We start from the raw sequence: 19,516 nt of genomic DNA, 5'->3' as shown, positions 1-19,516 counted from the left end.
GACCCGGCGGTGGGGCGTCCCGCGCGCCCTCAAACCAGGCTGAACAGCGCCAGCCCAACCACCGCCAGCATCGAGCCGGCCATGCCGATATTGATCACCCTCTGCGTCTCGGGCGCCAGGTCCAGCCGCCGCACCGTCACACCGGCCCAAAGCCAGGCGAGGTGGATCGGGATCCAGATCGCATTCAGGATCAGAAGCTTGATCGCCGCCTCCCATCCCGGCGCGGCGGGCAGGAACGCGAAGCCGGTGAAGAGCGCCGTGTTCACCGCATAGGCCTTCGGGTTGATCGCCTGCAGCGCCAGCCCGTCGCGGATGCCGGGCGGGGCGGCGGCCTCGATGAAGGCCAGTCGCGACCCGGCGGTCGCGATGCGGATGGCGAGATAGAGCAGATAGGCCGTCGAGGCCACGAACAGCACCGTCCGCACCACCGGCGCGGCCAGCAGGATCGCGGCCAGCCCGCTTACGACCGCCAGCGCCACGGCGAAATTGCCCAGAAACAACCCCGTCACGTAGCGCAGCCCGGGCCGCGCCCCGAAGGCGCTGCCCACGCCCGCCGTCGACAGCACGCCCGGCCCGGGCGTGACGATCAGGAAGAAGACGGCGGCGGCGAAGGTCAGCATGTCGTCCGCCGCACGCGCTCGCGCCACCAGATCACCAGCCCCGCCGCGGCGATCACCCCGGCGCCGAGGATCGTCATCGCATCGGGCACCGTGCCGAAGACAAGAAACCCCGCCACCGCGAGATACATGAGGAAGGAATAGCTGAACGGCATCAGCACCGAGGCCGGCGCGTAGCCATGCGCCCGGCTGAAGAAATGGTGCCCGGTCCAGGCGAAGACCCCGATGGCAAACATCAGCGTCCATTCCAGCGGCGCCCCGGGCGCGTCCCAGACCCACCAGGCCACCGGCGCCAGCGCCACCGTGCCGACCAGCCCCGCGTAGAGCTGCATCGTCCGCGGCGCCGCCACACCGGCCAGCTGCCGCGTCAGGATCGAGAAGAGCGCCAGCGCCGTGGCTGCGATCAGCGACAGGATCGCCGCCCAGTGGAACTCGCCCGACCAGGGCCGCACCACGATCAGGACGCCGACAAACCCCAGGAGGATTGCCGACCAGCGCCAGATGCCCACCCGCTCGCCCAGCAGCGGCACCGACAGGGCCGAGACCAGGATCGGCGAGGAGAACATGATCGCCGCCGCGACCGTCAGGTCGAGATAGCGCAGCGAGATGAAATTCGTGACCGTCGAGATCATCAGGAGCCCGCCGCGCAACAGCATGAGCCCCGCCAGCCGCCGCGGCGCGGTGAAGCCCGAATGGTCGCGCCCCAGCATCGGGCCCGTCGACAGCGCCAGATGCACGCCGAAGCGCATGAAGGCCAGCTGCAGCGCCGGCAGCCCCGCGAGCCCCAGCCATTTCACCGAGGTGTCGGTGAAGCTGAAGAACAGATAGGCCAGCAGCATCAGCGCAATGCCGCGGCCTGGCGCGTCCTCGCGCGCGCGGGCCAGGTGGCTGACGGGGGCCGGTGCGGCCATCTCAGCCCTTGAAGCGGTCGGCGAAGAAATCGACCATGCGCGGGACCATCTCGTCGCCGCGCCCGTCCTCGATGGCCGCGTTCAGCGCGCGGTCCGCGCAGGCCGACATGATGCTGTCGGCCGAGAGCTCCCCGGCCATCTCGCGGTAATAGCCCACGTCCTTGGCCGCGTTGCGCACCGAGAAGGCCAGCGCCGTGTCGTCGCCATCGACAGCATAGGCCTTGATGAACTCCATCATCCCCGACCGCAGCGGTCCGGCGCCCATCACGTCGAACAGGTCCTGGCGCGCGATGCCCGCGCGGTCGGCCATGGCGAAGGCCTCGGCCATCGCGTTGGCCGTGGTCATGGCGAAGAAGTTATTGATCAGCTTGATCGTGTGCCCGTTGCCCAGCGCGCCCAGGTGGAAGACGTTCTCGCCCAGATCGTCGAGCAGCGGCTTGACGCGATCGAACGCGCCGCGTTCGCCCGCGCACATGATGTTGAGCTTGCCCTCGCGCCCGTGGCTGGGCGTGCGCCCCAGCGGCGCGTCGAGATAGGTGCCGCCCGCGTCGCGCACCTGCCCGCCCAGCGCCTTGGTCGAGCCGGGCAGGGAGGTGCCGAAATCGATCACGATGGCGCCCTCGCGCAGGCCCGCGATCACCCCGTCGGGCCCGGTCATCCGCGCCTCGACCTGCTCGGAGGTGCCCATGCAGAGCATCACGACATCGCTCTCTGCGGCCAGCCCGCGCGCGCTGTCGGCCTCCGCTGCGCCGCGCGCGGTGGCGGCTTCGATGCCGGTGCGGTCGCGATGGCCGAGCACCGTCACGCCGTGGCCCTTGTCCAGAAGGCGCTGCACCATGGCCGAGCCCATGAGACCCAAGCCGATGAAACCGATGCGGGGCGTTGTCATGTTCTGTCCTTTCGGGATGGAAACAGGGTCAATCGGGGCGCAGCGCAGCCAGCGCCGCGAGCGTGGGCGCGGGGTCGGGCGTGATGCCGGTATAGGCCGCGAAGCTGCGGATCGCCATGTGGCGGAACAGGTCGAAGCCGGTCAGGATCGCCAACCCGGCTTTGCGCGCATCGCGCAGGAAGGCGGTCTCGGTCGGCGTGTAGACCGCGTCGAAGGCCCAGCCCTGCGGGCCGATGGCCTCGGCCGGGAAGGCGCTGCCCGGATGGGCCGCCATCCCGAGCGGGGTGCAGTTGACGAGGCCGTCCGCGGCGCGGATCGCATCGGCGGCATCGCGCGGATCGACCGCGGTCGCGCCGGTGGCGGCGGCAAGGGCCAGGGCGGCCGCGCGGTCGAGATCCCAGACCGTCATGGGGTCCGCCCCGCGCGCGATCAGCGCGGGCAGGACCGCGCGTGCCACCCCGCCTGCGCCCGCAACGGCGACGGCCCCGGGCGCGCGGCCCGCCATCTCGTGGTCCCAGGCCGCGAGGAAGCCCGTGTAATCGGTGTTGTGCCCGGCCGGGGGCGCGAAGGTCAGCGTATTCGCCGCCCCGAGCCGCTCGCAACCCGGCACCATCGCAGACCCGGCCCAGGCGGCCGCATGGGTCTTCCACGGATGCGTGACGGTCACGCCGGTCCAGCCCAGCAGGCGCAACTCGTCCACCGTCGCGTCGAAGTCAAAATCCGGATCGCCCGCCGTGTCGATGGCCGTGAACGCGACCTCCACCCCGTGGGCCGCGCCCATCAGGTCCAGCGCGCGGTGCAGCCGTGAGGCGCCGATATTCTCGCCGATCAGGCCGCAACGCAGGATCATGGCGCGGGGCCCATCGCCAGCGCCTCGATCTCCAGGATCACGCGCAGCGTCTCGCGCGCCGAGGCCGCGTCGACCACCGGCGCGGTGCGGCCCGCGATCACCTCGGCGAAATGTTCGAGCTGTCGCACCAGCGGCACGCCGCTCTCCGCCGCGAGCGTCTCGGGGCGCGCGGCCTCCGACCAGTCCGCGGCCCCGGACCAGAGCGTCAGCGACGGGAAGGACAGGGCCCCGCCTGTGCCCGCGACATGCAGGAAATCCTGCCCCGTGGTCCCGATATTCGGGTTCTCGCCCGTGCCCGCCTCGAAGCTCCAGGGCGAGGGCGTGGTGTCGGCAAAGGCGATGGTCACGATTGCACCGCCTTCGAAGCGCAGCACTACGCCGCCTGCCTCGGGCCGCGCCGCGCCGCGCACCGCGTTCGAGCCGAAGCCTGCCACCTCGGCCACCTCGCCGAAGAGCCAGCGCAGGATGTCGACATCGTGGATCAGGTTCTGTCGGATCGGCGCCCCGTCGATGCCCGCGCGCCAGGGCACGTCGAAATAGCCGTCGGGTTTCTTCATGAGCCAAAGAAGCGAGGCCGCGACGGGCCGCCCGATCCGCCCGGCCTCCAGCGCGGCCTTCAGCGCGGCGACGCGCGGATGGTGGCGGCGGTGATGGCCGACGAGAACCGGCACGCCCGTCTCGCGCGCCGCCGCGACCATGCGGTCGGCCGCCGCCAGCGAGTCCGCGACCGGCTTTTCGACGAGGACCGGCCAGCCGCGCTCCAGCGCCTCCAGCGTGAGCGGCGCGTGCGTGGCCGTGGGGGTCGCCAGGATCACGCCGTCGACGGGCACGTCCACATCCGCAAGCGTGGCGAAGCCCGGGGCCGTGGGATGGGCGCGGGCACCTGGGTCGGGATCGACGATGCCGGCAAGCATCAGCGCGGGATGCGCCTCGATATGCACGAGATGCCGCGCGCCGATGAGCCCGGTTCCGGCGAGAAGGAGGCGGGTCATGTCGGGCATTCGGCCGGCCCGATCCGCTCGCAGGGCAGGGGCCGTCCGCGGGCGGAAGCGAAGCGCCCGCCCGAGGGGGCGGACGGGCGCTGCCCGACGGTCCCCGCCGGGCGCACAGCCTCCGCCGCGTCTCTCACATCACCGCCCCGATCTGCCAGGGCACGAACTCGTAATCGCCGAGGCCCTGGGCCTCCGATTTCGACGCCTCGCCGGAGGCCACGCGCAGGAACAGCTCGTAGATCTCGCGACCCTTCGCCTCGACGCTCGACTCGCCGGTCAGGATGTCGCCCGCGTTCACGTCCATGTCCTCGGGCATTCGCGCGAAGAGCGCGCTGTTCGTCGCCACCTTGATCGTCGGCGCGGGCTTGGAGCCGAAGGCCGAGCCGCGCCCCGTCGTGAAGCACACGAGGTTGCAGCCCCCCGCGATCTGCCCCGTGACGCTGGCGGGGTCGTAGCCGGGGCTGTCCATGAAGGTGAAGCCTTTCGCGGTCACGGGCTCCGCGTATTTGTAGACGCCGGTCAGCGGGGTCGTCCCGCCCTTGGCCGCAGCGCCCAGCGACTTCTCGAGGATCGTCGTCAGCCCGCCCTTCTTGTTGCCGGGCGAGGGGTTGTTGTCCATCGAGCCGCGGTTGCGGGCGGTGTAATCCTCCCACCATTCGATCAGCCCGAGCAGCTTCCGCCCGATCTCGGGCGTGGCGGCGCGGCGGGTGAGAAGATGCTCGGCGCCGTAGATCTCGGGCGTCTCGGCCAGCACGCCGGTGCCGCCCTGCGCGACCAGCAGGTCGCAGGCATGGCCCAGCGCCGGGTTCGCGGTGATCCCCGACCACGCGTCCGAGCCGCCGCATTGCAGCGCCACGCGCAGCTCCGAGGCCGGGCAGGTCTCGCGCCGGGCCGCGTCGGCGATGGGCAGCATGGCGCGGACCTTCTCGATCCCCGCCTCGATGGTCCGGCGCAGCCCCGCGACATTCTGAATGTTCATCGTCTGGAAGGTCGGCCCCTGCGTCAGGCCATAGGCCTCCAGCAGCCAGTCGATCTGGTTCATCTCGCAGCCGAGGCCCACCATCAGGACCGCGGCGTGGTTGGGATGGCGCGCATAGCCCCACATCACACGCTGCAGCGCCTCGAACCCGTCGCCGTCGCCCGCCATGCCGCAGCCCGTGCCGTGCACGAAGGCCACCACACCGTCCACGTTCGGGTAGGCGGCCAGCTCCTCGGGGCCGAAGGCGTCTGCGATGCGGCGCGCGGCGGTGGCTGAGCAGTTCACGCTGGTCACCACGGCGATGTAGTTGCGCGTGCCCACCGTGCCGTTCGCGCGGCGATAGCCCAGGAAGCTGTCGCCCGAGGCCGGCGCGACGGGCCGCAGGTCGGTGCCGAATTCATAGTCGTGATCGGTGGCCGCGAAGGCGCAGTTCTGGACATGGACGTGTTCGCCCGGCGCGATATCGGCGGAGGCGTAGCCGATCACCTGCCCGTATTTCCGGATCGGCGCGCCTTGCGCGATGGCCGCCGTGGCCAGCTTGTGGCCCGACGGGATCAGCGCCGCGGCGGCGACGCCCTCGACGCGGTGGCCGACCTCCAGCGCGCGGGTGGCGGTGACGACGTTGTCGGCGGGGTCGAGGCGGATCGTGTCGGCCATGGCGGCGTCCTCAGGCGCAATGCGGGCTGTCCGAGGTCCAGCGATGGATCGGGACATGCGGGGCCTGCGCCGCCCGGGCGCGCGCGTCAAGCCAGCGGTCGCGCACCGTGCGCCAGTCGGGCGGAGGGCCCGGGCGGACCGCGAAATCGGGGAAATGCGCGCGGCCCGTGGGCTGGCCCGTCCGCTGGTAGCGCAGATCGAAGCTCCAGCGGCAATCCTCGGTCTCGTTGTCGCGCGCGGCATGGGGGATCATCGGGTCCAGCAGGACCACGCCGCCTGCGCGCACCGGCAGGGGCACGGGATCGCCATCCAGATGCGCGTCCGGGATCGCCGTCTGCTCCAGCGGGCAATGCGGCAGCATCGGCTGGCCGGGCGCGAGCGGCCGCACCATCAGGTAGCCATTCGCCTCGGTCGCGTCGGTCATGGCGACCCAGACGGTGACCATGTCGGTCGCGTCGGCCTCGGGATGGGCGACGGCGCGATCCTGGTGCCACATCGTGCGGGTGATATGCGCGGGCGCGTCCGCCGCGACGGTTCGCTGCGGCGGCTTGATCCGCAGATGCTGGATCGGGGTCGAGGTGATCCGCGGCCCCAGGAGTCCGGCGGCGATGTCGAGGATCGCGTCGCAGGTCAGAAGCGCGTGGACCGCGGGCCCGTAATGGAAGGGCGTGTCGGGGACGATCCGGCTGCCCGGCAGCGAGATGTCGAGCGGCTGGAACCAGTCATGCCCCGCATCGTGGACGGCACGCAGCGTGGGCAGGACCCCGCCGCGCCAGTCGATCCCCAGCCGCGCCGCCATCTCGTAGACCAGCCCGGCATATTCGACCTCGACCGCGTCGCGGATGGCGGCGGGCACCACCTCGTCGAGGACCAGAAACCCGTCGCGCTGGAAATGGGCGATCTGATCGGCCGTCAGCATCGCGTCAGTCCAGCAGGATCGTGATGATCGGCGGGTAGAGCAGCAGGACCGACAGCGCGCAGATCTGGATGCCGATGAAGGGCAGGAACCCCTTGAAGATGTCCGTCAGCTGGATATGCGGCGGGGCCACTGATTTCAGGTAGAAGGCCGCCGGCCCGAAAGGTGGCGAGAGGAAACTGACCTGCATGTTCATGCAGAAGAGCACCCCGAACCACACCGCGAGGTAGCGCGGCTCCAGCACGCCGAAGACGCCGATCTCCTCGATGGGCAGGCGCTGCACGATGGGCAGGAAGACCGGGATGATCAGCAGCACGATGCCGACCCAGTCCATGAAGGCGCCCATGAACAGCAAGATCAGCATCATCACCAGCAGGATGCCCATCGTCGGCAGGTCGGCCGAGACGATCAGGTTGGCGACATAGGTTGGCCCGCCCGCGATGGTGTAGGCGCCCGCCAACGTCGCCGCGCCGATGGTCACCCAGATGATCGTGCCGGTGGATTTCAGCGTTCGCATCAGGCTGTCCCAGACCAGCTCGATGCTGGCCTCGCCGCGGAAGACCGAGACCAGGAAGACCGCGACCACACCCATGCCCGCCGCCTCGGTGATCCCCGAGATGCCGCCGTAGATCGAGCCCATGACGACGCCGATCACGACGATGGGCGCGACCAGGCCCTTGCCCATGTCCCAGCCCTGCTTGGCGCGGTGGCCCTTGAACACCAGGAAGATCGCGGCCAGCGCCACGAGCACGGTGATGCCGAAGGTCCAGACATGCTCCGGCTGGCCGTAGGCGATGGGGTCCACGCCCTCGACCACGGCGTTCTGGCCGGTGATTGTGAAGAACAGCGCGCGCAGGAACAACGCCGTGCCGAACCCTGCCACCAGGATCGCGAGGAAGGCGCCGAAGAGCATGGTCTTCTCGCCCGTAGGCGGGTCGTCGGGATCGTCGGGGGGCAGGGGGGCGAGGCTGGGGTTCAGCTGCGTGCGGATGATGATGTAGATGATGATGAAAGAGGCCAGCATGAAACCCGGCAGGAAGGCCGCGGTGAACAGAGCCTTGATCGAGGTCTCGGTGATCAGGCCGAAGATGATCAGCACGATCGAGGGCGGGATCATCGTGCCGAGGCTGCCGCTCGCGCAGATCGTGCCGATGGCGAGGTTCTGGTCGTAGCCCAGCCGCAGCATCTGCGGCAGCGCGATCAGCCCAAGCAGCACGACCTCGCCGCCGATGATCCCCGACATCGCGGCCATGATGACGGCCATGATCGAGGTGACGATGGCGATCCCGCCGCGGGTGCGCGACAGCCAGACATTGAGCGAGGAATACATGTCCTTTGCGATGCCCGACCGCTCCAGCAGCGCGGCCATGAAGATGAAGAGCGGGATGGAGATCAGCACGTAATCCGTCAGCAGCCCGTAGATCTTTTGCGCCAGGATGTTGAGCGGCCCCGAGCCGAAGCGCCCCGTCAGCATCCCCTCGCCGAAGGTCCAGGGCGCCAGCATCAGCTCCGGCTCGAAGCGCATGATCAGGACCAGCACCGCGAGGATGGCCGAGGCCATGCCCAGCGGCATCCCGATCGCCAAGAGCAGCATGAGCCCGACCAGCAGGACCAGTGAAATCGTTCCGACGTCCATGTCTCGCCCCGTCCCCCTGAGGTCCTGTCTCGTTCGTTATTCGTCGCCGGCGACCTGGCGGCGCAGGCGCTCGATCTCGTCCGGGTCGATATCGTCGGCCGCGGTGTGGATCACCGGCTGGGCGTTCCAGTCGCGGATCAGGTTGGCGATCGCCTGGAGCGCGACCAGCGCCACGACGATCAGGATCAGCGGCTTCAGCGTCGCCGGGATCGGCGGGTCGAAGGCCGTGCCGAAGGTCTCCCAGCGGGCGAATTTCTGCGCCGCCTCGCCGTAGCCGCCCCAGAACAGGAAGAAGGCGAAAAGCACGATCAGCCCGGTCGAGATGATGTCGCAGACCCGCTGCAGTGTGCGTGGCATCAGGTCGTAGAGCAGAAAGATGCGGATATGGCTGCGCTGCTGCATCGCGTAGAGGCCCGAGAGGATGAAGATGAACCCCGCCATCCACAGCGACATCTCGTTGGCCCAGAGCGTCGGGCGCTCGAAGGCGTAGCGCAGCACGACCTCGTAGACCATAACGCAGACCAGCGCCGCGATCAGAAGCATGGTCACCCGGCCGATAAAGACCGACAGCCGGTCGAACACGCCCCAATCCTCGAATTCGCTGGGCGCCCGGCGCACCGTCATGACGCCCAGGATCGCGAAGAGGACGACGCCGGCCAGGGCCAGCCAGTCCAGCGCCGAGGCGGCGGCGTAGCGGCGCGTAAGCGCATCGACCGTCGGACCGGGATCGGTGAACACCATCAGGAAGGCCGGCACCCGCCACATCGCCCAGGCGAAACAGGCGGTGAAGGCCATCGGTATCGCGATCTGCATGGGGCCCGGGATGACCTGCGGCGCGGCCGCGGTCTCGTAATAGGTGGCGTCCTGCATCGGATCCTTGCGCATCGGATCACTCCTCTCGCGGGTCATGCGGAGCGGGCGGCGCGGCGCCGGCCGACCCCGGCGGGCGGGCGCGCCGCGGCGGGCCGGCATGGCGCGGCCCCCGGAAGGGCCGCGCCGGTCGCGTCAGCGGATCACTCGGAGACGAGGCCCAGCTGGCGCAGATAGCCCAGGTGGCTCTCCACCAGCGCCTCGGCCTCGGGCGTCGTGGCGAATTCCGGCCAGGTGGCCTGCGCCGCGTCGCGGAAGGTCTGCAGATCCTCGGCCGACCATTCGTAGAGGTTCACGCCCTCGGCCTGCAGCTGCGCGGCGGCCTCGGCGTTCTTCTTCTCGAAGGACAGCGCGGTCTGCAGCGCCAGCGATTCCATCGCCACCGACATGATCTCGCGGTGATGCTCGGGCATCCCGTCCCAGACCGCCTTGTTGCAGGCCAGGTGGTCCGACGGCATCGAGTGGAAGCCCGGGAAGTTGGTGTGCTTGCCGATATCGTAGAGGCCCAGCCCCACGTTGTTGGCCAGGCCGCTCGCGTCGGCGCCGTCGATGATGCCGGTCTCGAGCGCGGTGAAGATCTCGGTGAAATCCATCACGATGGGCGTGGCGCCCAGCTTCTCGAAGATCTTGGTCTCCATCCCCGGGGGCGAGCGGAACTTCCAGTCCTGCAGGTCGGCCACGCCGGCGATCGGCTTGGTCGAGGCCAGGCTTTCCTGCCCGTAGATCCACCAGCCGACGAGCTGCATGTCATAGGCGTTGTAGAGCTCCTGCGCGGCATCGAGGCCACCGCCGTAATAGAGCCAGCTCAGCTGCTGATAGGGCGTGTCGTAGCCGCCCATGATGTCGCCCACGAACTGGAAGGCGGGGTTCTTGCCGGTCTGGTAGGCGCCGCCCGTCATGTCGCAGTCGAGGATGCCGGTGGCGGCGGCGTCGAAGGTCTCGACCGACTTGACGACCGAGGAGCTGAAGAACGGCTCGATGACGATCTCGCCGTTCGACATCGTCTGCACGCGGTCGAAATACTGCTGCGCCAGGCGGCCGGACTCGGTCTCGGGCGCGTAATGCGTCTGGATGCGCAGGGTCGTGGTGGAAGCGTGGGCGTCGGCCAGGGCGGCCGGCGCGGTCAGGGCCGTGCCGGTCAGGGCCGTGGCAGCGGTCAGCGCCGCCATCGTGAGCGTTTTCATGGAAATCCTCCCGTTTTTCGTTCGCGTCCCCGGACCCCTCGCGGGTCTCCCTCCGGGGAGGTGCAGCGCGACCCTAGCAAGCCGCCGGGTTAGCGCAAACAGAAAATGAAAATCCGTGGACAGCCGAGATTTCGCCGAATATCAAAATTTCGGGGAGGAGCGCCGGACATGCCGGAGGCCCGGACACGCATGGATACGCCGGCGATCTACGCCGACGTGCAGCAGCGTCTGCTGACCGGCGGATTCCGTCCCGGCGACAAGATCATGCCCGGCGCGCTGCAGCACGAATACGGCTGCTCGGCCAACACCGTGCGCGATGTCCTGCTGCAGCTTTCCAAGGTCGGGCTCGTCGATTTCGAGATCCAGCGCGGCTTCCGCGCCCGGCAGGTCAGCCGCGAACGCCGTTCGCAGATCGCGCGGTTCCGCGTCCTGCTCGAGCAGGAGGGCGCGGTGCTGTCCATGCGCAATGGCGGCCTGAGCTGGGAGGCGCGGTTGAGCGCGGCGCATCACGGCCTCGTCCATATCGAGCGGCAGATCGCGCGCGCCGGAGACGGTGGCCCGGTGGTCGGCATCTGGTCGGATGCCGAGCTGACCTTCCATCGCACGCTGATCTCGGAATGCGGGCTGCCGCCGCTGATCGAGGCCTTCGAATTCGCCTATATGCAGTTCCGCCAGCAGATGGTCGGGCTCGAGGCGCATTGCGTGCCCGCCTATTTCGAGGAGATCGTCGCGCAGCACGAAGCGATCCTGCGCGCCGCGCTCTCGGGCGACGAGGCCCAGGCCCGCGCCGCGATCGAGGCGCATCAGGCGCGGCATTTCCTGTGATGCGCGGCGGCCTACAGCCCGTTGCGGCGCTTGAGCTCCAGGTAAAGCGCCGAGTGGTCCAGATCGGCCCCGTCCATCGCGTCGCGCAGCACCTTGAAGCGATCGTTGACCGCGGCGACCGCGGGCAGCTCCAGCCCGGCCTGCGCCGCCGCGTCCAGCACGTTGTCGAGATCCTTGATCTGGAACTTCACCAGGCCGCCGGGCTCGAAATCGCCCTCGGTCATGCGCCGTCCGTGCTGTTGCAGGATCACCGAATCCGCGAAGCCGCCCTTCAGCGCCGCGCGCACCGCCGCCGGATCGGCGCCGCCGCGCTCCAGCAGCAGCATCGCCTCGGCCACCGCGCCGATGGTGCAGGCGACGATGGCCTGGTTGGCGAGCTTCGCCAGCTGCCCCGCGCCAACCGGGCCGACATGGACCGGGCGGCCCAGCGCGCCGAGGATCGGCGCGACCGCCGCGAAGGTCCCGGTCTCGCCGCCCGCCATGATCGCCAGCGTCGCGCCCTCCGCCCCCTTGGTTCCGCCCGAGACCGGCGCATCGACATAGCCCACGCCGCGCGCGGCGAAGCGCTCGGCATGGGTGCGCGCCTCCTCCGGCTTGATCGAGCCCATCTCGACCCAGATCGCGCCCGCGGCGAAGGCGTCCATCGCGACCCGCTGAACGGCGTCCGAGGCCGCGCCGTCCGACAGCATCGAGATGACGATCGGCTGGCCCGCCACCGCCGCGCCGGGCGTCTCGGCCACCCGCGCGCCGGCGATGGCGCGGGCCTTATCGGGCGACCGGTTCCAGACCGTGACCCCGTGGCCGGAGGCGATCAGGTTTCGAGCCATCGGCGCGCCCATCAGGCCGGTGCCGAGCAATGCGAGCTCTGTCATGGGTCTCTCCCTGTTTGCGCTCACGATAGAAACGGCCTAGCCGAAGATAAACCGGGGAGGATCCGATGACGGACCGGCTGAAGGGAAAGCGCGCGCTCATCACCGCCGCGGGGCAGGGCATCGGGCGCGCCACCGCCGAGATGTTCCTGGCTGAAGGGGCCGAGCTCTTCGCCACCGACCGCGACCCCGACCTGCTGGCGGGTCTCGATTGCGAGACCTTCCGCATGGACGTGCGCGACGATGCCGATGTGCGCGCGGGCATCGACCGGGCCCGGCCGACCGTCCTCTTCAACTGCGCGGGTTTTGTTCATCACGGCAGCGTCGAGGCCGCGACTGACGACGAATGGGCGATGGGCTTCGACCTGAACGTCCAGTCGATGTTCCGCACCATCCGGGCAAGCCTGCCGCACATGCTGGAGGCCGGCGGGGGATCGATCGTCAACATGTCCTCGGCCGCGTCTTCGGTCATCGGGGCGCCCAACCGCTTCATCTACGGCGCGACCAAGGCCGCTGTGATCGGCCTGACCAAATCGGTCGCCGTCGATTACGTGAAGCGCGGCATCCGCTGCAACGCGGTCTGTCCCGGCACCGTCGAGAGCCCCTCCTGGCACGAGCGCGTCAAGGCGCTGGGCGAGGAGATGGGAAGCTACGACAAGGCCCTCGAAGCCTTCGTCGCGCGCCAGCCGATGGGCCGCGTCGCGACCGCGGCCGAGATCGCCGCGCTGGTCACCTATCTCGCCTCCGACGAAAGCGCCTTCACCACCGGCCACGCCCACGTCATCGACGGCGGGTGGTCGGGCCAGTGAGCGGGCGCATCCGCCCCTCGTGAAACACGGGTCTCAAGACCGGCCCCAACATGTGAAACACGCCATGACCAAGCTCCGCTCCCGCCTGTGGTTCAACAACCCCGACAACCGCGAGATGACCGCGCTCTATCTCGAGCGCTATCTGAACTACGGCATAACCCGCGAGGAGCTGCAATCCGACAAGCCGATCATCGCCATCGCCCAGACCGGCAGCGATCTCAGCCCCTGCAACCGCCATCACCTCGAGCTCGCCAAGCGGGTCCGCGACGGCATCATCTCCGCCGGCGGCGTCCCGATGGAGGTGCCCGTCCATCCCATCCAGGAGACCGGCAAGCGCCCCACCGCCTCGCTCGACCGCAATCTCGCCTATCTGAGCCTCGTCGAGACGCTGAACGGCTATCCGCTCGACGGCGCGGTGCTGATGATCGGCTGCGACAAGACCACGCCGGCGCTCCTGATGGCGGCGGCGACCGTGAACATCCCCTCCATCGCGCTGTCGGTCGGGCCGATGCTGAACGGCTGGTTCAAGGGCGAGCGGACAGGCTCGGGCACGATCGTCTGGAAGGCGCGCGAGATGCATGCGGCGGGCGAGATCGACGATGCGGGCTTCATGGAAATCGTCGCTTCGTCAACGCCTTCCGTCGGGTACTGCAACACGATGGGCACCGCCACGACGATGAATTCCCTGGCCGAGGCGCTGGGCATGCAGCTGCCGGGCGCCGCCGCGATCCCGGCGCCCTACCGCCAGCGCGGCCATGTCAGCTACGAGACCGGGCAGCGCATTGTCGCCATGGTGCACGAGGACCTGAAACCCTCCGACATCATGACGCGCGAAGCCTTCGAGAACGCGGTCGTCGTCAATTCCGCCATCGGCGGCTCGACCAACGCACCAATCCACCTGAACGCGGTCGCCCGGCATCTGGGCGTGCCGCTCGACAATGACGACTGGCAGCGGCTGGGCCATCACGTGCCGCTTCTGGTGAACCTGCAGCCCGCGGGCGAATATCTGGGCGAGGATTACTACCATGCCGGCGGCGTGCCGGCCGTCATCGGCCAGCTCCTCGCCGCGGGCCTCCTGCCGCATCCGGGCGCCATGACCGCCAATGGCCGCACCGTGTCCGAGAATTGCGAGGGCCGCGTGTCCGAGCTGCCCGATGTCATCAAGCCGGTCGACGCCCCGATGATGCGCGACGCCGGGTTCCTGAACCTCAAGGGCAACCTTTTCGACAGCGCGATCATGAAGACCTCGGTGATCTCCAAGGCATTCCGCGACCGCTACCTGTCCGATCCCGACGACCCCGAGGCCTTCGAGGGGCGGGCCGTGGTGTTCGACGGGCCTGAGGATTTTCACGCGAAGATCGACGATGAAGCGCTTGATATCGATGACGATTGCATCCTCATCATGCGCGGGGCAGGCCCCATCGGCTATCCCGGTGCGGCCGAGGTCGTGAACATGCGTCCGCCGGCGCGCCTGATCCGCAAGGGCATCCACGCGCTGCCCTGCATCGGCGACGGCCGGCAATCCGGGACCTCCGGCTCGCCCTCGATCCTCAACGCCTCGCCCGAGGCGGCGGCGGGCGGCGGGCTGGCGCTGGTGCGCACCGGCGACCGGCTGCGGATCGACCTGGCGAAGGGGACGGCGAACATGCTGGTCGATGACGCGGAGCTCGAACGCCGCCGCGCCACGCTGCCCGACCATCCCTTCACACCCGACAGCCAGACGCCCTGGCAGGAGATCTTCCGCGACCGCGTCGGCCCCTTGTCCGAGGGCATGACGCTGCGCGGGGCCGACGCCTATCGCGGGACCGCCCAGAAGGGCGTGGCGCGCGACAACCACTGAATCCGATTTCGAGACATATCAGGGAGATACGAGATGAAGCTCTGCCGTTACGGCGAACCGGGCGCCGAGAAGCCCGGCCTGATCGACCACAATGGCGACCTGCGCGATCTCTCCGCCGAGATCGCCGATATCAGCCACGAGGCGCTGTCGCGCAAATCGCTGGAGATCCTCTCCAAGCTCGACGCGATGGAGCTGCCGAAGGTGCAGGGCCCCGTCCGCTACGGGCCCTGCGTCGCCGACACCGGCAAGTTCATGTGCATCGGTCTGAACTATTCCGACCATGCCGCCGAGACCGGAGCCGACATCCCCGAGCATCCGATCCTGTTCATGAAGGCCAACAGCGCGATCGTCGGCCCCAACGACGCCGTCGTCATGCCCCGCGGCTCGACCCATACCGACTGGGAGGTCGAGCTGGGCGTCGTCATCGGCGAGCGCTGCAAATACGTCTCCGAGGACGACGCACTGGATTATGTCGCCGGGTATTGCGTCATCAACGACGTGTCCGAGCGGCATTTCCAGACCAAGCTGACCGGCCAGTGGACCAAGGGCAAATCCTGCGACACCTTCGGGCCGATCGGGCCGTGGCTCGTCACCGCGGACGAGGTGGGCGATCCGCAGAAGCTGTCCATGTGGCTCGACGTCAACGGCGAGCGGATGCAGACCGGCAATACCGAGACGATGATCTTCAGCGTCGCGCAATGCATCAGCCATCTGAGCCAGATGTTCACGCTGCATCCGGGCGACGTGATCTCGACCGGCACGCCGCCGGGCGTCGGCATGGGGATGAAGCCGGAGCCGCGCTACCTGAAGGCGGGCGACGTCATGGAGCTTGAGATCGAGGGCCTCGGCCGGCAGCGGCAGGTGGTGCAGGCCGATGACTGACCTGCTGCAGATCGGCGGCATCACCCCGCGCATGGAGGCGGCGCTGGCGGACCGCTTCGACATCCACGTGCTGTTCGACCTCGAGGACCGGCAGGCCTGGCTGGCCGAGAATGGCGACCGGATCGAGGCGATCCTGACCAACGGCCATCACGGCGTGCCGGAGGACGTGGCGCTCGCCACGCCCAACCTGAAGGTCGTCTCGAGCTACGGCGTGGGCTACGACGCCATCGACGCGCCCGCCTTCGCGGCGCGGGGCATCAAGATCGCCCACACGCCCGACGTTCTGAACGACGAGGTGGCGGACACCTTCGTCGCACTCTGGCTGGCCGTGTCGCGCGGGATCGTGGTCGCCGACCGCTTCGCCCGGTCGGGCGCGTGGGAAGACGGCGCCTTCCCGCTGACCCGCTCGGTCCAGAAGCGGCGGGTGGGCATCCTCGGGCTGGGTCGGATCGGCGAAGAGATCGCCAATCGGATCAAATGCTTCCGGGGTGACGTTCACTACCATTCGCGCAGCCGAAAAGACGTCGATTACACCTATCACGACAGCCCCGCGGCACTGGCCGAGGCGGTCGAGGTGCTGGTCGCCATCACCCCCGGCGGGCCCGAGACCGAGCATCTGGTCAACGCCGAGGTGCTGAAGGCGCTGGGCCCCGAGGGCATCCTCATCAATGTCTCGCGCGGATCGGTCGTCGACGAGGCGGCGCTGATCGCCGCGCTTCAGGCGGGCGAGATCGCGGGCGCTGGGCTCGACGTGTTCGCGGAGGAGCCGAAGATTCCGCAGGCACTGAAGGAGATGGAGAACGTCGTCCTGCTGCCACATGTGGGCTCGGCCACGCACGAGACGCGGGCCGCGATGGGCGACCTGACGGTCCGCAACCTGCTGAGCTGGCTGAAGGATGGCTCGGTCGAGACGCCGGTGCCGGAATGCCGTCACCTGTGATCGAAAGCGTCCGCGCGCGCCTCTTCGACGTGCCGCTGGACGAGGTTCTGGTGGACGCCAAGCATGGCGACCACACGCATTTCCAGCTCGTCACCTGCACGATCCGGACGACGGATGGGGTCGAGGGCACCGGCTATACCTATACCGGCGGCAAGGGCGGCACGGCGATCCTCGCCATGATCCGCGACGACCTGGCGCCGATGCTGACCGGCGGGCCGATCGCGCCCGAGGCCCAGCATGACGCGATGCAATGGCACGTCCACTACGTCGGGCGCGGCGGCGTCGCGAGCTTCGCGATCTCGGCCGTCGATATCGCGCTGTGGGACGTCCGCGGCCGGATGCGGGGCGAGAGCCTGCGGCATATGGCGGGCGGCGCGTCGGATCGCTGCGGCGCCTATGCCGGCGGGATCGACCTCGGCTTCGACCTGCCGAAGCTGCTTTCCTCCGTCGAGGGGTACCTTGCGCGCGGCTTCGACGGGGTGAAGATCAAGGTCGGGCGCCCCGACGACATGGCGCGCGCCCGCGCCGTGCGCGAGCTGATCGGGGCGGAGCGCGCCTTCATGGTCGACGCCAATTACGCGCTGGACGAGGCGCAGGCGATCGAGGCCGCGCGCGGCCTCATGGAGCTCGGCATCCTGTGGTTCGAGGAGCCGATCATCCCCGACGACTACGACGGCTACGGCCGGATCGCGCGGGCGACGGGCTGCCCGCTCGCCATGGGGGAGAACCTGCATACCGAGCACGAATTCGGCCATGCGATCGCCCGCGCGGGCCTGTCCTGGGTCCAGCCCGACGCCTCCAATTGCGGCGGGATCACCGGCTGGCTGCGCGTGGCCGCGATGTGCCGGGCGGCCGGCCTGCCGGTCTGTTCGCACGGCATGCAGGAGCTGCACGTCTCGCTGGTCGCGGCGCAGCCGAATGCGGGCCTTCTGGAAGTGCACAGCTTCCCCATCGACCGCTACACGACCCGGCCCCTGGTGCTGGAGGACGCGAAGGCGGTCGCGCCGGATGTGCCGGGCACGGGCGTGGTCTTCGATTGGGAGCGCCTCGCGCCCCACGAGCGGGTCTGAGCGCGGCCGGGAAGGGGCGAGGGGCCAGCCCCTCGCGCGCCTCGAGGTATTCCCGGCCAGATTAAGGTCAGGTCGGAGGAACCTTGGGTCACGCGGCGGCGGGCATGTCCCGGATGCGCGCGCCGAGCGCCGCGATGCGGTCCGTCACCTCGGCCCGGACTGGGCCGCCGCGCGGGCGGTCCCGGATCGTGGTGAACCAATGCTCCGGCGGGGCCTTGCCGCGCCGGTTGCCACGCCATTCCAGCGCGCGCAGGACGGCCTCGGCCTCGGGCGGCAGACGCTCGGGGATCTCGGCCCCTGACAGCACGCCCCAGCCCATGGTCCAGAGCCGCCCGACCGACCACGGGTTGTAGCCGCCCCCGCCCAGCAGGAGAAAGCGCGGCGCAAGCGGCAGCAGCGCGCGGAGCACGTCCATATGGGCATTGTTCGACAGCGTGAGCCGCGACAGCGGATCCTCCTCCACCGCGTCGGCGCCGCATTGCATCACGATGGCATCGGGCGCGAAGCGCGCGACGGCGGGCACGATCAGCCGCTCGCGGACCTGCGCCATCTCGTCGTCGTTCAGGCCGCGCGGCAGCGGCAGGTTGAAGACCTGTCCCAGCCCGCGATCGCTCAGCGCGCCGGTGAAGGGCCAGCGCTTCTCCTCGTGGGTTGAGATCAGGAGCGTGTCGGGATCGTCGGCGAAGGCATGTTCCACGCCGTCCATGTGATGGGCGTCGATATCGACATAGGCTACCCGCCGCGCGCCGTGCCGCCTGAGGGACAGGATCGCGAAGACGCAGTCGTTGAGATAGCAGAATCCGTTGGCCCGGTCGGGCATGCCGTGATGCGTGCCGCCGCCGGGATTGTGGACCCGCCCGCCCCCGGCCAACAATTCGCCCGCGAGGATCGAGGCGCCCGCGCCGGTGGCGGGGCGGCGATAGACCTCGGGAAAGACCGGGTTCGACACCGTGCCGAGGCCGTGGCGCGCCTTGGTGTCTTCGTCGACCGTCCCTTCGGCCTCGGCGCGCTGCAGGGCGGCGACGTAGTCGGGCGTGTGCCAGGCATGCAGCGCGGCAGGCTTGGCGCGGGGCGAGACGCGGAAGCGCTCGCGCGGCAGCCAGCCCAAGGTGCGGGCGAGATCCATGACGGTCGAGACCCGGGGCACGCGCAGCGGGTGCCAGTCGCCGTAGCTGGAGCCGCGATAGATCTCGTTGCCGAAGAACAGCGTCACGGGCGCGTCATTCGGGCAGCACGTCCTCGATCGCCTGAGTCAGCCGCGGCGAGAGCGGTCGGGTCGCGGCCCCGTCGAAGCGGACGAGCTGTCCCTGCGGATCCAGCAGCGCCTTGTTGAAGTTCCAGTTCGGTACCGCGCCCTGGTCGGCGAGCCATTGGTAGAAGGGATGCGCGTCGCGCCCGCGCACGGGCGTGATCGTGGTCAGGGGCAGGGTCAGGCCGTAGTTGACCTCGCAGAACTCCGCGACCTCGTCCTCGTCTCCCAGCTCCTGCCGGAAGCTGTCGGAGGGCACGCCCAGAACCGTCAGGCCACGATCGGCGTAGCGGTCCTGCAGCGCCTGCAGGTCGGCATATTGACCGGTGAAGGCGCAGAGCGAGGCGGTGTTCACCACCAGGACCGCGCGGCCGCGCAGGTCGTCGAGATCGATCGTGCCGCCTTCCAGCGCCTCGAACTCGAAGGCTGTGGCGGGCAGGGCGGATAGGAGGAGGGCGATGAGTGTTCGCATGGAAGAGAGGCTAGCGGGCGGGCCCTGCGGTTCAAGCCCGTGCGGCTTGCGCGCGGCGG

General features: G+C 69.4%; 19 protein-coding genes. 6 read left to right on the top strand and 13 right to left on the bottom strand.

The genetic code is table 11. The features are described 5' to 3' along the window. Positions 1-29: 29 nt before the first annotated feature. From P8627_RS01200 to P8627_RS01155, 10 genes are all read right to left on the bottom strand, one after another. A complete protein-coding gene (locus tag P8627_RS01200) occupies positions 30-620 on the bottom strand; it encodes a LysE family translocator (protein ID WP_279965659.1) in 591 nt (196 codons plus the stop codon). Then, positions 614-1,528 carry a DMT family transporter gene (locus P8627_RS01195; RefSeq protein WP_279965658.1) on the bottom strand — a complete coding sequence of 305 codons (915 nt, stop codon included), beginning with the start codon at positions 1,526-1,528 and terminating at the stop codon, positions 614-616. The genes P8627_RS01200 and P8627_RS01195 overlap by 7 nt, the downstream gene beginning before the upstream one ends. Before the next feature lies 1 nt (position 1,529). Further along, positions 1,530-2,417 (bottom strand): NAD(P)-dependent oxidoreductase, encoded by an 888-nt coding sequence (locus tag P8627_RS01190; RefSeq protein WP_279965657.1) that lies wholly within the window; start codon positions 2,415-2,417, stop codon positions 1,530-1,532. 28 nt (positions 2,418-2,445) lie between these two features. Beyond that, a complete protein-coding gene (locus P8627_RS01185) occupies positions 2,446-3,267 on the bottom strand; it encodes a shikimate dehydrogenase family protein (RefSeq protein WP_279965656.1) in 822 nt (273 codons plus the stop codon). Continuing rightward, positions 3,264-4,259, bottom strand: a complete 996-nt coding sequence (locus P8627_RS01180) for a Gfo/Idh/MocA family protein (protein ID WP_279965655.1) — start codon at positions 4,257-4,259, stop codon at positions 3,264-3,266. The genes P8627_RS01185 and P8627_RS01180 overlap by 4 nt, the downstream gene beginning before the upstream one ends. Before the next feature lie 133 nt (positions 4,260-4,392). Then, on the bottom strand, positions 4,393-5,895 hold the full coding sequence (locus P8627_RS01175) for a UxaA family hydrolase (protein ID WP_279965654.1): 1,503 nt from the start codon (positions 5,893-5,895) through the stop codon (positions 4,393-4,395). Positions 5,896-5,905: 10 nt separating this feature from the next. Next, positions 5,906-6,814 (bottom strand): phytanoyl-CoA dioxygenase family protein, encoded by a 909-nt coding sequence (locus tag P8627_RS01170; protein ID WP_279965653.1) that lies wholly within the window; start codon positions 6,812-6,814, stop codon positions 5,906-5,908. A 4-nt stretch (positions 6,815-6,818) separates the two neighbouring features. After that, a complete protein-coding gene (locus P8627_RS01165) occupies positions 6,819-8,447 on the bottom strand; it encodes a TRAP transporter large permease (protein WP_279965652.1) in 1,629 nt (542 codons plus the stop codon). A 36-nt stretch (positions 8,448-8,483) separates the two neighbouring features. Next, entirely contained in the window at positions 8,484-9,332 is an 849-nt protein-coding gene (locus tag P8627_RS01160; protein ID WP_279965651.1) for a TRAP transporter small permease subunit, read from the bottom strand. Between the two features lie 128 nt (positions 9,333-9,460). After that, positions 9,461-10,501, bottom strand: a complete 1,041-nt coding sequence (locus P8627_RS01155; protein WP_279965650.1) for a TRAP transporter substrate-binding protein — start codon at positions 10,499-10,501, stop codon at positions 9,461-9,463. Positions 10,502-10,669: 168 nt separating this feature from the next. Between P8627_RS01155 and P8627_RS01150 the strand changes: the two genes are divergently transcribed. Then, on the top strand, positions 10,670-11,326 hold the full coding sequence (locus P8627_RS01150; protein ID WP_279965649.1) for a GntR family transcriptional regulator: 657 nt from the start codon (positions 10,670-10,672) through the stop codon (positions 11,324-11,326). A gap of 11 nt (positions 11,327-11,337) precedes the next feature. Here the strand turns inward: P8627_RS01150 and P8627_RS01145 are convergent, their stop codons facing one another. Next, positions 11,338-12,198: an NAD(P)-dependent oxidoreductase gene (locus P8627_RS01145; protein ID WP_279965648.1), complete on the bottom strand. Its 861-nt coding sequence runs from the start codon at positions 12,196-12,198 to the stop codon at positions 11,338-11,340. 65 nt (positions 12,199-12,263) lie between these two features. On the opposite strand from P8627_RS01145, the gene P8627_RS01140 reads away from it, so the two are divergent. From P8627_RS01140 to P8627_RS01120, 5 genes are all read left to right on the top strand, one after another. Continuing rightward, the gene (locus P8627_RS01140; RefSeq protein ID WP_279965647.1) at positions 12,264-13,004 is read left to right on the top strand and encodes an SDR family oxidoreductase; all 741 of its coding nucleotides are present in this window, start codon (positions 12,264-12,266) and stop codon (positions 13,002-13,004) included. A 64-nt stretch (positions 13,005-13,068) separates the two neighbouring features. Then, positions 13,069-14,844: an IlvD/Edd family dehydratase gene (locus P8627_RS01135; protein WP_279965646.1), complete on the top strand. Its 1,776-nt coding sequence runs from the start codon at positions 13,069-13,071 to the stop codon at positions 14,842-14,844. A 33-nt stretch (positions 14,845-14,877) separates the two neighbouring features. Beyond that, positions 14,878-15,726: a fumarylacetoacetate hydrolase family protein gene (locus tag P8627_RS01130; RefSeq protein WP_279965645.1), complete on the top strand. Its 849-nt coding sequence runs from the start codon at positions 14,878-14,880 to the stop codon at positions 15,724-15,726. Then, the gene (locus P8627_RS01125; RefSeq protein WP_279965644.1) at positions 15,719-16,666 is read left to right on the top strand and encodes a 2-hydroxyacid dehydrogenase; all 948 of its coding nucleotides are present in this window, start codon (positions 15,719-15,721) and stop codon (positions 16,664-16,666) included. Before P8627_RS01130 ends, P8627_RS01125 begins: the two co-directional genes overlap by 8 nt. After that, positions 16,663-17,736 carry a mandelate racemase/muconate lactonizing enzyme family protein gene (locus P8627_RS01120; protein ID WP_279965643.1) on the top strand — a complete coding sequence of 358 codons (1,074 nt, stop codon included), beginning with the start codon at positions 16,663-16,665 and terminating at the stop codon, positions 17,734-17,736. The genes P8627_RS01125 and P8627_RS01120 overlap by 4 nt, the downstream gene beginning before the upstream one ends. An 88-nt stretch (positions 17,737-17,824) precedes the next feature. On the opposite strand, the gene P8627_RS01115 is transcribed toward P8627_RS01120, so the two are convergent. Next, complete coding sequence (locus tag P8627_RS01115; RefSeq protein ID WP_279965642.1) at positions 17,825-18,949, bottom strand: acetoin utilization protein AcuC; 1,125 nt, start codon at positions 18,947-18,949, stop codon at positions 17,825-17,827. A 7-nt stretch (positions 18,950-18,956) separates the two neighbouring features. Further along, a complete protein-coding gene (locus P8627_RS01110; protein ID WP_279965641.1) occupies positions 18,957-19,457 on the bottom strand; it encodes a glutathione peroxidase in 501 nt (166 codons plus the stop codon). Positions 19,458-19,516: the final 59 nt, after the last annotated feature.

The organism is Jannaschia sp. GRR-S6-38, from assembly GCF_029853695.1.
GTDB classification, from domain to species: Bacteria; Pseudomonadota; Alphaproteobacteria; order Rhodobacterales; family Rhodobacteraceae; genus Jannaschia; species Jannaschia ovalis.
The sequence above is the reverse complement of the archived record's forward strand: the minus strand, read 5'-3'. Positions and strand labels throughout refer to the sequence as shown.